The organism is Salinigranum salinum (assembly GCF_009176545.1).
GTDB lineage: Archaea > Halobacteriota > Halobacteria > Halobacteriales > Haloferacaceae > Salinigranum > Salinigranum salinum.
The window spans coordinates 1844991-1857157 of record NZ_VTOJ01000002.1; the positions used below are offsets into that span (position 1 = coordinate 1844991).

Sequence of the window (12167 nt, forward strand, 5' to 3'; positions counted from 1 at the left end):
TGCCGTCGTACCAGGGCTCGACGGCACCAACGGGAGGTTACTTGAGCACCCGGTCCCAACGACGGACGATGCCGTCCGCCCCGTCGCTCGCGTCGCTCCTCCGGAGACGAAGTCGGACCGAGGTCGCGGCGTTCGTCGCGGCGCTGTACGCCGCGCGGGGGGCCGAAACCCGCGTCGAGGGCGGGTCGGTCGTCGTCGACGGGAGCCGCTACCTCGTCGTGCCTGCCGGCTACCGTGCACGCGTCCGCCAGTGGCTCCCCGGAGCGATCCGTTCGACGCCCCACGGAGCGACCGCTTCGACACCCGACCGGGTCGTCGCCGTCGACGCGGCCCGTGCCGACGCGCTGGCGGAGCGGTACGACGCGCCAGTGCTCACGCCGGCGACCCTCGACGACCTGGCACGGTACGGACTCGACCACGAGATCGCCGACGCGGTCTACCGCGACCACCTCGGACGCTCGCTCGACGACGTCGCCCCAGCCGCCGCACGCTCGCGGTCTCCCGACGCGCCGGACCGGGCGACGACCGACTCCAGTGCCCCGAACCGCGACGACGTTCGGGACCCCGCGTCGCTGTCCACCGGCGCGGTGGTCGCCACCGTGGCCGTCCTCGCCAGCGTCGTCCTGCTGACGACGGCGGCGGCGCTCGGTGGCGGACCGCTCGCTGGTGGGTCCGACGGCGTGCCGACGACGACCGCGACACCGGCACCCGGGGTGGCGACGGACGAGGCGGACGTCGCGAACAGTCCCCGTCCCACGCCCGACGAGACCGAGGAGGGGAGCGAACGAAACGAGACGAGCGGGCTCGTCCTCGCCCCCGGACTCACCACCCACGGCGTCGTCGACGCCGACGCGCTCGCCGAGGCACACGCGACGACGCTGGCGAACCGCTCGTACACCTGGGAGCTCACGTACGTCGAGTTCGCCAACGGGACGAAAGTCGGGAGCGCGACCGAGACGGTCGCCGTCGCCGCACCGTCCGTGTACGTCTCGAACGTGAGCCACGACGGGTTTCTGACCTACCGCGGTCCCGTCGACTCGCGCCCCGCGTACGCCGACGGGACGAAGCGCTACCAGCCCACGGCGACCGGGCTCGAAAACACGACGATCGAGGACGACGACGCCGGCAGGCAGCAGTCGCGTGCCCGCCAGTATTACGGGATCCTCCTCGACGGACAGGAGACGTCGGTCGTCCGAACCCTCCTCGGCGGTCCGCGGCTGTACGTCGTCGACATCGAGGGGACGAGCGCCGTCACGGTCCAGAACTACACGGCGACGGCCCGTATCTCCCCCGAAGGGATCGTCTACTACTACTCGGGCTCGTACTGTCTGGCCTCGTTCGGCAGAGACGACGTCAGAGAGCTCTGCCTCTCGATCACGATGCAGTACCGCAACGTGGGCGAGACGACCGTCGAACCGCCGCCGTGGTACACGGAGCGGGTGCCGAAATCGGCGTGAGCCGACCGGGAGGTGGATTCTTGGGGGCACGCGTCGTCGTAGGGGACGATGTCGTCGCCCCCGACGCTGGCGTCCTTGCTCCGTGGCCGGAGCAGTGCCGACGTCGCGGCGTTCGTCGCGGCGCTGTACGCCGCACGCGGTGCCGAGACCACCGTCGCGGGCGACGTCGTGATCGTCGACGACACCCGGTACCTCGTCGTGACCGCCCGGCAGACCGCTGTCGTCCACCGGCTCCGGAGACGAACAACGACGCCGCGGCGGCGAATCGACCGGGTCGTCGCCGTCGACGCGACACGGGCGGCCCGGATCGCCACCCGGTACGACGCACGCCCCGTCTCCGCCGCTGATCTCGACCGTCTCGCGCGCTACGGACTCGACCGCGCGACGGCCGACACCCTCTACCGCGACGAGTTCGGGTACCCGCTCTCGGCGGTCGCCCCCGTGCCCGACTCACCGACTACAGACGGGCGGGCGCGACCGTCGGTCGTCGGTGTGGTCACCGTCGTCGCTGCCCTCGTCCTGCTCGGGACGGCGATCGCCGGCGTCGGCGTCGCGGCCGCCCCGTTGCCGTGGGCGTGGGGGGCGTTCGACGACGTCTCCGTGTCGACGCCGTCGCCGCTGGACGGGGGACCGCGGGCCATCGGGACGACCGGTCTCGCCGACGACGACGTGACCGAGACGACACCGCCGCCCGAACCGACGACTCCCTCGGCACGCGAGGGCGAGCAGTTCGCCCCGGGACTGTCGTCGAGCGGGATCACCGACGTCGCCGCGCTCGCCGCGGCGCACAGGGTCGCCCTCGGCAACGGTTCGTACCACTGGGAGCTCGACTACGTGGAGGTGGCGAACGGGTCGGCGACGGCGAGCGGGACGGAGACCGTCCTCGTCGAGTCGCGCCGACGGTTCGTCTCCACCGTCGCCTGGACGGGCGAACCGACCGGGAGCAGTCCCGTCGCCACTCGGTCGTCGTACGCCGACGGCTCCGTTCGGTACCGTCCAGCGGCCAACGGGACAGGGGTCGTCATCCGCTCGCTCAACGACTTCCCACCGGCCGGCGAACAGGGGTGGCGCGCCTCCCGCTACCTCCTCTGGTATCTCTCCGCCGAATCGTCGACGGTCGAACGGACGCTCGTCGACACGGGACGGCCGACGGCGGTGGTGGCGCTCCGCGGGAAGGCGTATCCGATCGCCGAGGAGTACACCGCCCGGGCGCACGTCACCGCCGACGGGTTCGTCCGCTCGCTCTCCGTCTCGTACGTCCGTACGGGGCCGGACACCGACCCCGTTCGCGTCCGGTTCTCGTTCCGGTACGACGTCGATCCGAACGTGTCCGTGTCGTCGCCGGTGTGGTACACGGCCGACGAGGCGCACCGTGCCGGCTGACGACCGCGAGAGGAGCCGCTGTCGATCGATCGGGTCGATACGTCCTCAGAGACGTCGATAAACTGTCTAAAAATCTCTCGTGAGGTGATAAACGGTCTGAACTGCGTTCAAACACGGGTCGCGTGGCTGTAAACAATCTGAACCGGCGCGAACGGTTTCCCCCCTATACGTGGGTGGGACTCCATGGATCACGTGACGGTCGTTCCCCATGTCAGTCTCGGAATTCGCCCGCACGGAACAGGTCACCCGCACCGCCCTCGAACGGATCGAGAGCCTCCAGACGCTCCTCACGGCGCTCGTCGGCGTCGTCACCCAGTCGGTCCAGGCCGTCGCCTTCTGGGCGGCGACACTCCTGCCGCTGTCGTATCTGCCCCTCCTCACGACGGACGTCGCCGCGGAACGGCCGGTCGGGTTCGCCGCCCTCCTCTGTCTGAACGCCGTCGCGTTCGTCGTCGGTCACGCGTACAAGCGCGACGAGGCGGAGGACCGGTGACGGAGCGTTGAAGACGCTCGGCCCGCTAGTCGGATCCGTGGCAGACGATCCCACCGGCGTGGCCGCAGATCGGACCGGCGTGAGCGACGACCGCGCCGACGTGGCCGACGACACGGAACGCACCCCCTGATATGGCCGACGATCCCACCACAGACCCTCCCGACGACGCCACTCCCGACCCGCCCGACGCGGTCGACGACGTCCCGACCATCTCCTGTACCCGGTGTGGTCGCGAGTGGGACCTCACGTACGAACTCGACGCGCTCGTGGCCGGCAACCAGTCGGTCGAGCAGTTCGCGCTCGATCACAAACGCCACACCGGTCACTTCCCCGACGACGCCGCGACGTGGCTGGCCCGCTGTCGACACTGCCCGGAGGGGGTCGAGCGGCTCTCCCGGCGTGCGGCACGACGCTGGGCGGAGGTACACGCGCGACACACGCGACACAGCGTCGCGGTGAGCCACGGCACCGACGGGGAGGAACTCCTCGTCGAACCGGGCGACTGGAAGGCGTCGGCACGGGCGGAGTCCGACGACGACGGCCGGTTCTGAGACGGCGGACCGGCCGGCGAGGCGACGCCGTGCCGTCCCGTTCCATCTCGTCCCGTTCCATCCCCTGTCAGACGTCGACGCCGACGTCGACCGACTCGAGGAGGACGTCCTCGCGGGGGCGGTCGTTGCCGTCGGTCGGCACCGAACCGATCGCTCGGACCACGTCCATCCCCTCGACGACGCGGCCGAATACGGCGTGTCTGCCGTCGAGGTGTGGCTGGGCGTCGAGGGTGACGAAGAACTGTGAGCCGTTGGTGTCGGGCCCACGGTTCGCCATCGAGAGCACACCGGGACCGTCGTGGCTCAGATCGGGATGGAACTCGTCGTCGAACGTGTAGCCGGGGCCTCCTCGACCGGTCCCGGTCGGGTCCCCACCCTGGATCATGAAGCCGTCGATGACCCGGTGGAACAGCACGTCCTCGTACAGCGGATCGGTGCGCGTCTCGCCCGTCTCGGGGTCGGTCCACTCCTTCTCGCCCGTGGCGAGCCCGACGAAGTTGGCGACCGTGTTCGGGACCTTCTCCGGGTAGAGTTCGACCGCGACGTCGCCCTCCGTCGTGTGCAGCGTCGCGCGACGCGCCGAGAGCGATCCCCCCGACGCGGGCGACTCGTCCGCCCTCTCGGATGCACCAGTCGACGTCGTCGAGGCCGATTCGGACGGTTCGGTCGACTCGCTCGACTCGCTCGACGAAGACGACGAAGACGACGAAGACGACGAAGACGACGAGGACGAATCGGCGTTCGAGGCGGCGGAGCTACAGCCGGCGAGGGTGGTCCCGACCAGCGCCGCACCGGCGAGGAGCGTGCGGCGTCGCATCCGGTTCATACACCCCGGAGCAGGGCGGCGGACATAACCTCACTGCTGGTGGGCGCGACGGGCGGGTCGGTTCAGCGGTCGACGTCGACCGACTCGAGGACGACGTCCTCGCGGGGGCGGTCCTGACGGTCGGTCGGCACCGAGCCGATCTCCCTGACGACGTCCATGCCGTCGGTCACCTCGCCGAACACCGCGTGTTTGCCGTCGAGGTGCGGGGTGGCGTCGAGGGTGATGAAGAACTGCGAACCGTTGGTGTTCGGACCGCTGTTCGCCATCGAGAGCACGCCGGGGCCGTCGTGTGTCAGGTCGTCGTGGAACTCGTCGTCGAAGCTGTAGCCGGGGCCTCCTCGACCGGTCCCGGTCGGATCCCCACCCTGGATCATGAAGTCGTCGATGACCCGGTGGAACAGCACGTCCTCGTACAGCGGATCGGTACGCGTCTCACCCGTCTCGGGGTCGGTCCACTCCTTCTCGCCCGTGGCGAGACCAACGAAGTTCTCGACCGTGTTCGGGACCTTCTCCGGGTAGAGTTCGACCGTGATGTCGCCTTTCGTCGTGTGCAGCGTCGCTGTCAGATCGCTCATACCCGGGTCGACGGCTGCCGGCGTGAAAACCCTGCCGTCCGCGACCGACGGGCGGCGGTCACGCTCACGGCTGTTCGCCCGGTTCGCTCGTTCGTCCGGTCGCGGCCGCGACCCTCATCCACACCGTCGTCCTGCAGCACCCTTTTTGCCGCCGCCCGCCTGAGCAGTGAGCCGATGGTACCTGACGCCCCACGGGACCGCCCGACCTCGGTGGCCACCGTCGAACAGCTCCGGTTCGCGTACGAGCAGGCGAACGCCGAGGTGAAACACCACGACGGCCTCCTCGCCGTCGCTGCCCTCCTCTTCGCCGTCGTGCTCGTCGCGTTCGGCGGGAACGTCCAGGTGGAGCGGCTCTTTCGACTGAACACCGGGTTCGCGCTCCTGACCGGCGGGCTCGCGTTCGCGACAGTCGGACTCGTCGTGGCCGCGGTCGCCAGGCGACGGGTCGCGGCCGCGGGGCGGCGACGGCGGCTCGGACAGCGACTCGCAGCGGCCACCGCGACGGCCGAGGGGATCGACACCGACCCCGATGCAGTCGTGACCCACGCGGATCATCGAGCGGGTGTCGAGGGCGGGCAGAGAGCAGGTACCGACCCGGAGACGGACGGTCACGGCCCCGAACCGACGGCTAGCGATACTGAGGAGGAACCCGTCGACACGGAGCCTGACGGGGTCGACGTCGAGACAGCGGACGGAAATCTCGACGCCGCCACCGCCGTCGCCGGTGTGATCGTGACCGTCGGCGTGGCGCTGGTCGGCCTCTCCGTGGTCGTCTTCGCCGCGTGGCTCAACCGACTGCTCCCGGTGTACGTCCCATCGAGTGACCAGGAGTTCTGGCTCGCGGTGGCGATCACCGCCGTGCTCCTCCTCGTCTCCGTCGTCGTGCTCGCCACGCTCGTCGTCGCCGGGATCGGCCTCGTGACCGACAAGGGAGGGTCGGAGGACGCATCCGACGTCGTCGACTCGTCGTCGACCGACCGGGCGTCACGGTGACGCACGCCGACCGCCCGAAGCCCCAAGAGACCACGGTCCCATCCTCCGGTATGCACACTGCCGAGCGACTCACGCTCGCTCGCCTCCCGTCCGGCTCGCCGGTCGAGACGACCGTACACACGTATGGAACGGGGGACCCGACGGTGTACGTCCAGGCCGCCCAGCACGGGCACGAGGTGAACGGGGCGGAGGTGCTCCGCCGCGTCCACCACGCGCTCCTCGACGGCGAAGCCGACCTCAACGGCACCCTCGTCGCGGTGCCGGTCGCGGACCCGATCTCGTTCGATCACGTGTCGTACACCACGCCCCCGGAGATCGACGCGAAGAACCCGAACATGAACCGGGTGTGGCCTGGCGACCCCGACGGGACGATTCATCAGCGGATCGCCGCGCGGCTCTGGTCGTACGCCTCGGCGGCCGACGCCGTCGTCGACCTCCACACCGGCAGCCCGGAGATGCTCACCCACACCGTCTACCGCCGTGGCGACGACGCCTCGCGCGCGCTGGGACTCGCGTTCGGGACCGAAGTCTGTCTCGCGGAGTTCGCCGGCGAGGACGCCGAGTCGGAGTGGAGCGACCGCGGCTTCGACGGGAAGTTCCGCGTGGCGGCCTCCGACGAGGGGATCCCCGCGATCACGCCCGAACTCGCCCACAACAAACAGCTGGTCGACGACGCGATCGAGACGGGCGTCGACGGCGTGTTCAACGTACTCCGTTACCTCGACCTCCTGCCCGGCGACCCCGACACGCCGGCGCGCCAGCGGACCGTCCGCAACCACCTCGGTCGTGTGACGGCCACGGCGTCGGGACTGTTCAGACCCGCTCCGGGCACCGAGCTCGGCCGCGAGGTCGAGGCGGGCGAGCTGCTCGGGCACGTCACCGACCCGACGAGCTACGATCGACTCCAGCGCGTCGAAGCGACCCACGACGGCCTGCTCTACTCGATCACTCGGAACGCGACCGTCTCCACCGGCCAGAAGCTCGTCGGCGTCGCGCTCCCGCTCGACGACGGAGACGAGGACGACGCCGACGAGTGAGACGGGAGAACCGAGTGGCTTCGGTGGCGTCGACCGGTCCAGAAGACGAGACCAAACCGCCCCCACCAGAGACGGTGACGCAGGACGACGGTGGACGGGTCGGCCGACCGGCTACGCGTGCCGGCGGCGGTCCCGCCGCGCACGACCCTCGTCGGGTCCGTGGACCGCCTCCGAGACGGCCGCGAGCACCGGCTCGCCGTCCTCGAGCGCGCGGAGTTCGTCGCGGAGCGTCGGGTCGATCGTGGGCGAGAGGAGTGCGTACGCCGAGCCGGTCGCGACGGTCCGGACGCGCCACCGGACGAACGGGGCGAGACGCGGGCGGTCGGCGAGCAGGGCCGCGTTCGTCCACGCGAACTCCCGGGCCGCACGGAGGCCGAAGAGCGTCGCGTCCTCGTCGAACCGACCGAGGAGGGCGTCGATCTCGGCCAGGCCGGACGCCTCGTACATCGACGCGAGCGTCGTCTGGACCACGTCGGCGAGCCCCGCGAGCACCTCGTTGATCGCCAGGTGGTCGGCGCGTCTCCGCGCGCGCTCGCCGCCGTCGCGGTCGCCGATCCCCACCTCGTCGAGCGCGAACGCCAGGTCGTTGACGATGTGGGCGTTGATCCCGAGCAGTGCGTCCTGGACGACGAGCGTCCGGTCGCTCAGCGAGGCACCGAACGCGACGCGCCAGGCCGGCGGCACCGGACGGCCACGCTCGAAGTCGACGAGCGCACGGCGGTACTCCTCGGCGAAGGCGACGAGGTACGCCCGCGTCCAGTCGGGGTCTTCGAACCGTGGCTCGCCGCCCTCGATGCCCGCACGGACGCGCGCCGTCATCGCGACGTACACCGTGAGGAACACCGCCCGGCGGTCGTCACGACTCCGAAGGTGGGTCTCGGTGGCCGAGAGCCGGTCGTACACGTCGTCGACGCCCGAGAAGGGCTCGGAGAGCAACACGGTGAGGTCGGGATCGGGATGCGCGGGGGGACCGGCGAGTGGCCGTGTCAGCCGACCCCAGTAGCGGTCGGCGACGGCACGGAGTTCGGCGGCGAGGCTCGGTCGCCCAGCTTCGTCCGTGGTCGCCCTCGGCACACCCATTGCTCTCTGTCTACTGTTCGCCCTCGTACTTATCACTGTCCGTGCCGCAGACGGGCGTCTACTGGTGTGTGGATCGACGTCTGTCGGTTGGAGGTCGGCGTCTGTCGGTTGGAGGTCGGCGTCTGTCGGTTGGAGGTCGGCGTCTGTCGGTTGGGGGTCGGTGTCGGGCACGATGGTCGGTGCCCGGAGCCGCGCCACGGAGACACGGCAGTGGTCGTCCGTCTCAGAACGCCTGGAGATCGTCGAGCACCGCGGCGGCGTCGCCGCGGTCGACGACCTCGCGGGCGCGGTCGAGCCCCGCGTCGAGGCTGTCGACGTCCTGGCGAGCGTAGATGCGGAACGCGGCGTTCAGCGCGATCGCGTCGGCGAAGTCGTCGTCTCGGTCGCCGGCGAGCACCTCCCGAGTGATCGCGGCCGACGCACCGGCGACGTCGTCGGGGTCGACGCCGAGGTCGTCGTACTCGAAGTCCATGCCGTACTTCGCGGTCTCGATCTCGTAGTCGTCGAAGTCGCCGTCAGTCCACTCCGCGACCTTCGTGTAGCCGGGGCGGATGTCGTCGTACCCTTCCATCCCCTGGAACATGATGACGCGCGAGAGGTCGTGGTGGTCGGATCGCTCGAAGGTCTCGACGACCTTCTTCGCGAACGCCAGGTGGTAGAACGAGCCGAGGTGGACGTCCGCCTCGGCGGGGTTGGCGAGCGTCTCGATGGTGTTGACGAAGCTCCGGACGCCCATCTGGTCGCGGCGGTCGAACAGGTCGTGAGTCGCGGGGTTGAACGCCGGCTGGTAGTAGAAGCCGAAGCCCGTCTCGTCGACCATGTCGGCCGATTCGGCGGGTTCGATCTCCGTTCGGATCCCGAGCGCGTCGAGGACGTGTTTGTACGCGTCCTGTTTCTGCGTTGGGACGCGGTCACCCGAGTGGACGACAACGGGGGTACCGGCAGCGGCGGCGACGACTCCCGCGGCGACGCCCAGGATGGCGGTCTCGCCCTTGCCGTCGTAGTTCGCGCCGCAGTCGACGGGGTCGGCGTCGGGGGCGGCGTACTCGACGTGCTCGCACATGACGTCGGTGTACGCCGCGAGCTCCTCGCTATTGTTGTGTTTCCAGCGGTTCGCCAGCCAGAACGCTCCCAGCGTGGTGGGGTCGGGCTCGCCCGCGAGGATCCGCCGCATCGCCTCTGTCGCCTGCTCGCGACTCATGTCCTCGGCCGACTTGACGCCCGAGCCGACGACCTCGGTCATCAGCCGCTTGAGCGGCCACTCGCCGTACTCGTGGTCGGGGTCGTGTTCGGGGGCTTGTGCCATGGTCGCGGCTTCGGACGCGGACCTCAAAAGGGGTTCGTCTGGTCGCGCACGCCCGGCGTCGCTCACCGCGCAGACCCCCGCCACTCGATCGGCCGTTCGGCGGAATTCGTGCCCGACGGTCGCGTTCCGATCGGCCGTCGATCGCGTTCGCCGACGCCGGGCCGAGTTCGGTTCAGGCGAACGGGGCGAACCTGTCGACCGAGCGGGCGACCGCCGGTGAGCCGTCGACCGACTGTGACGTCACCGCCGTGGCGTCTCCCGTCGAAGGGGCGACGAGATCGGCCGTCGGCGTCTCGGGTGCGGGCGTCGTCGTGTTGTTGGTGAGCGCTCCGTCGCCGCTCTCGTCGGTACCGTCCGTCCCGTCGGCCGTCTCCTCGTCCGTATCGTCCTCCTCGTCGTCGCCGTCGAGCTCCGACTCGGGGATGCGTTCGCCGCTGATGAGGAACTCGACGAGGAACGCCATGAACTGCTCGTTGTCACCGACGTTGAACCGGTCCGACTGGAGGAACGTCTTGTCCCCGACGAGCACCGCGTTCTCCGCCTCCTTGTGGATGGCGACGGGGTAGCGACGCGAACTGTCGATGCCGGCCTCGTGGGTGTTCTGTGCCGTCCGCAGGAGTACCGTCCCGCCGCGGGAGTACACCGGTGCGGCGGTGAACATGGTGACGCTGTCGAGTTCGAGTCCGGATTCGGGCGTCGCTCGTGCGGTGACGTGCTTGTAGTTGCCGCCGTTCGTCTCGAGGTTGTAGAGGTACGCCGTGCCGAGGCTCATGTCGTACCGTCCAGCGAGGGTGGTGAGCGCGCTCTCCTGTTCGGAGATCGACGTCCCGAAGAGGCTGGCCGAGATCCGCTTGCGGTTCGGTTCGCCGATCATCAGCAGGTGCCCACCCTCGTTCGTGAACTCGCGGACGTTGTCGATCTCGTCGCGGTCGAACTCCTGGCCGGGGTCGACGACGAGGAACGCGTTGACGTTCGACAGCTCCTGGTCGAGCGACTGGTCGCCGTCGTAGAAGCGGACGGTGTAGCCGATCCGCGTCAGCTCCCGGACGAGCGGGGCGAGGTCGGCACGACTGACTCGGTTCGAGTGGCTCTCGTCGATGACGACCACGCCCGCGCGGTTACCGACGCTCGCGTCGGCTTCGATCTCACCCTCGGCGGGGATCGGCGTCGTCGCCAGCGACTCGACCTCGTACTCCGGCGTGTCCAGCGGCTCGCGCTCCGTGCTGGAGTCGGTGGCGGCCGGAATGGCGAACGCCGTCGCGACGATGAGCACCACGACGACCGCCGCGACGGCCAGTCGTTTCGCGAGCGCGACGCCGAGTTCGTTCGGCGTCATGGCCGGCCCTCCGTAGCGGCCCGGATCGGTGGCGTCTCGAACGCCGACGCGGTCGCGCCCTGCGAGGTCCCAGTCCCAGCCCCAGCCATCGTCGCCTGAGCCGTCGTGGCCGAGCTGAGCTGCCACTGGGAACTGACGTACGACCCGGGCATCATGAGGAACGTGGGGCCCGTGCCGGGACGGCCGGCGAAGTACTCGAACTCCACCATCTCCTTGTTCGGCGCGTCGGACGCGAGGTAGTTGTTCCGCGACACGAAGCGGAACGTCTGGCCGTCAGGCCGGAGCGTCCGGACCTCGTACGACTCGAGGTTGGCCTCGTCGGCCGCGCGTTCGATGGCGGTCTGGCGGTCACCGATCTGGTCGGCGAGCCCGTTCTGCACCGCCTGCGAGCCGGAGTAGATCTGCGCCTGCGCCAGCTCCGCGCGCGTCAGCTGGATCCGGTCGCCGCGGCTCTCGAACACCGCGCCGATGAACGCACGCCGGAGCGACTCCAGGATGGAGAAGAACTCCCGGCTGTCACCACCGGAGAGCTTGTTCGGTCCCGTGGTCCCGACGATGTCGTTCGGTTCGAGGTCCTGTGGGATCGTCCCGAGGACACCGACACTACCGACGATCGAGGACGGCTTGGCGTAGATCGCTCGGGCGGGGGCGATCGTGTAGTACGCACCCGAGGCGGACGACGCGTCGATGCTCGCGACGACCGGGAGCTGTTGCGCCGTCCGTTTAGTCTGGAGGTACATCGTCTCCGACGCGGAGGCCGATCCGCCCCCGCTGTTGGAGACGAGGACGACAGCCTTGATGTCGGAGCTCTGTCGTGCTTGCTGCATCATGTTCGTGTAGGCCGCGGCGGTGTTACCGTCGATCCCGCCGTCGATGGGGACGATCGCGACGGTTCCCCCGGCGTCGGTCGCGGCGTTGAACGCGAGCGGCGCGAAGGTGAGGCCGACCACCACACCGATCACGACGAACAGTACGTAGGATGTCGCCACCCGGCGGAGGGCAGCCCATATCGAATCGAGCATCAGTCTCGTGTGTGACTGTGTTCCACGCTACTAAAGTCAATGGGTTTGTGGCGGCCCGTTCACACGCGCAGATGTCGGGGATGTGACGGCGCTTCGAGATGTGTGAGC

General features: G+C 69.7%; 12 protein-coding genes. 6 read left to right on the forward strand and 6 right to left on the reverse strand.

Going from position 1 to position 12167, the window contains the following annotated elements:
• Window positions 1–68: 68 nt before the first annotated feature.
• The 4 genes from FZP69_RS20280 (at window position 69) to FZP69_RS20295 (ending at window position 3884) form a co-directional block, all read left to right on the forward strand.
• Window positions 69–1457, forward strand: a complete 1389-nt coding sequence (locus tag FZP69_RS20280) for a hypothetical protein (RefSeq protein WP_152043169.1) — start codon at window positions 69–71, stop codon at window positions 1455–1457.
• 48 nt (window positions 1458–1505) lie between these two features.
• Window positions 1506–2840 carry a hypothetical protein gene (locus FZP69_RS20285; protein WP_152043170.1) on the forward strand — a complete coding sequence of 445 codons (1335 nt, stop codon included), beginning with the start codon at window positions 1506–1508 and terminating at the stop codon, window positions 2838–2840.
• A 208-nt stretch (window positions 2841–3048) separates the two neighbouring features.
• Window positions 3049–3333 carry a hypothetical protein gene (locus tag FZP69_RS20290; RefSeq protein ID WP_204960072.1) on the forward strand — a complete coding sequence of 95 codons (285 nt, stop codon included), beginning with the start codon at window positions 3049–3051 and terminating at the stop codon, window positions 3331–3333.
• 131 nt (window positions 3334–3464) lie between these two features.
• Complete coding sequence (locus FZP69_RS20295) at window positions 3465–3884, forward strand: hypothetical protein (protein WP_152043171.1); 420 nt, start codon at window positions 3465–3467, stop codon at window positions 3882–3884.
• A 67-nt stretch (window positions 3885–3951) separates the two neighbouring features.
• Here the strand turns inward: FZP69_RS20295 and FZP69_RS20300 are convergent, their stop codons facing one another.
• Window positions 3952–4449: a peptidylprolyl isomerase gene (locus FZP69_RS20300; RefSeq protein WP_240137779.1), complete on the reverse strand. Its 498-nt coding sequence runs from the start codon at window positions 4447–4449 to the stop codon at window positions 3952–3954.
• 323 nt (window positions 4450–4772) lie between these two features.
• Window positions 4773–5285: a peptidylprolyl isomerase gene (locus FZP69_RS20305; protein ID WP_152043172.1), complete on the reverse strand. Its 513-nt coding sequence runs from the start codon at window positions 5283–5285 to the stop codon at window positions 4773–4775.
• Window positions 5286–5459: 174 nt separating this feature from the next.
• Here FZP69_RS20305 and FZP69_RS20310 point away from each other — a divergent pair, with 174 nt between their 5' ends.
• Both FZP69_RS20310 and FZP69_RS20315 read left to right on the forward strand, forming a co-directional pair.
• Window positions 5460–6278, forward strand: a complete 819-nt coding sequence (locus tag FZP69_RS20310) for a hypothetical protein (RefSeq protein WP_152043173.1) — start codon at window positions 5460–5462, stop codon at window positions 6276–6278.
• A 50-nt stretch (window positions 6279–6328) separates the two neighbouring features.
• Window positions 6329–7315, forward strand: a complete 987-nt coding sequence (locus FZP69_RS20315) for a succinylglutamate desuccinylase/aspartoacylase family protein (RefSeq protein ID WP_152043174.1) — start codon at window positions 6329–6331, stop codon at window positions 7313–7315.
• A gap of 111 nt (window positions 7316–7426) precedes the next feature.
• Here the strand turns inward: FZP69_RS20315 and FZP69_RS20320 are convergent, their stop codons facing one another.
• From FZP69_RS20320 to FZP69_RS20340, 4 genes are all read right to left on the reverse strand, one after another.
• On the reverse strand, window positions 7427–8395 hold the full coding sequence (locus FZP69_RS20320; RefSeq protein ID WP_152043175.1) for a DUF5995 family protein: 969 nt from the start codon (window positions 8393–8395) through the stop codon (window positions 7427–7429).
• Window positions 8396–8618: 223 nt separating this feature from the next.
• The gene (locus tag FZP69_RS20330) at window positions 8619–9701 is read right to left on the reverse strand and encodes an anthranilate phosphoribosyltransferase (RefSeq protein WP_152043177.1); all 1083 of its coding nucleotides are present in this window, start codon (window positions 9699–9701) and stop codon (window positions 8619–8621) included.
• A 172-nt stretch (window positions 9702–9873) separates the two neighbouring features.
• The gene (locus FZP69_RS20335) at window positions 9874–11037 is read right to left on the reverse strand and encodes a DUF4350 domain-containing protein (protein WP_152043178.1); all 1164 of its coding nucleotides are present in this window, start codon (window positions 11035–11037) and stop codon (window positions 9874–9876) included.
• On the reverse strand, window positions 11034–12059 hold the full coding sequence (locus tag FZP69_RS20340) for a S49 family peptidase (protein ID WP_152043179.1): 1026 nt from the start codon (window positions 12057–12059) through the stop codon (window positions 11034–11036). Before FZP69_RS20340 ends, FZP69_RS20335 begins: the two co-directional genes overlap by 4 nt.
• Window positions 12060–12167 lie beyond the last annotated feature (108 nt).

Bases quoted from the DNA above. Each gene is read 5' to 3' on its own strand.
- FZP69_RS20280 (WP_152043169.1), top strand. From the start codon at position 69: ATGCCGTCCGCCCCGTCGCTCGCGTCGCTCCTCCGGAGACGAAGTCGG.
- FZP69_RS20285 (WP_152043170.1), top strand. From the start codon at position 1,506: ATGTCGTCGCCCCCGACGCTGGCGTCCTTGCTCCGTGGCCGGAGCAGT.
- FZP69_RS20290 (WP_204960072.1), top strand. From the start codon at position 3,049: ATGTCAGTCTCGGAATTCGCCCGCACGGAACAGGTCACCCGCACCGCC.
- FZP69_RS20295 (WP_152043171.1), top strand. From the start codon at position 3,465: ATGGCCGACGATCCCACCACAGACCCTCCCGACGACGCCACTCCCGAC.
- FZP69_RS20305 (WP_152043172.1), bottom strand. From the start codon at position 5,285: ATGAGCGATCTGACAGCGACGCTGCACACGACGAAAGGCGACATCACG.
- FZP69_RS20310 (WP_152043173.1), top strand. From the start codon at position 5,460: ATGGTACCTGACGCCCCACGGGACCGCCCGACCTCGGTGGCCACCGTC.
- FZP69_RS20315 (WP_152043174.1), top strand. From the start codon at position 6,329: ATGCACACTGCCGAGCGACTCACGCTCGCTCGCCTCCCGTCCGGCTCG.
- FZP69_RS20320 (WP_152043175.1), bottom strand. From the start codon at position 8,395: ATGGGTGTGCCGAGGGCGACCACGGACGAAGCTGGGCGACCGAGCCTC.
- FZP69_RS20330 (WP_152043177.1), bottom strand. From the start codon at position 9,701: ATGGCACAAGCCCCCGAACACGACCCCGACCACGAGTACGGCGAGTGG.
- FZP69_RS20335 (WP_152043178.1), bottom strand. From the start codon at position 11,037: ATGACGCCGAACGAACTCGGCGTCGCGCTCGCGAAACGACTGGCCGTC.
- FZP69_RS20340 (WP_152043179.1), bottom strand. From the start codon at position 12,059: ATGCTCGATTCGATATGGGCTGCCCTCCGCCGGGTGGCGACATCCTAC.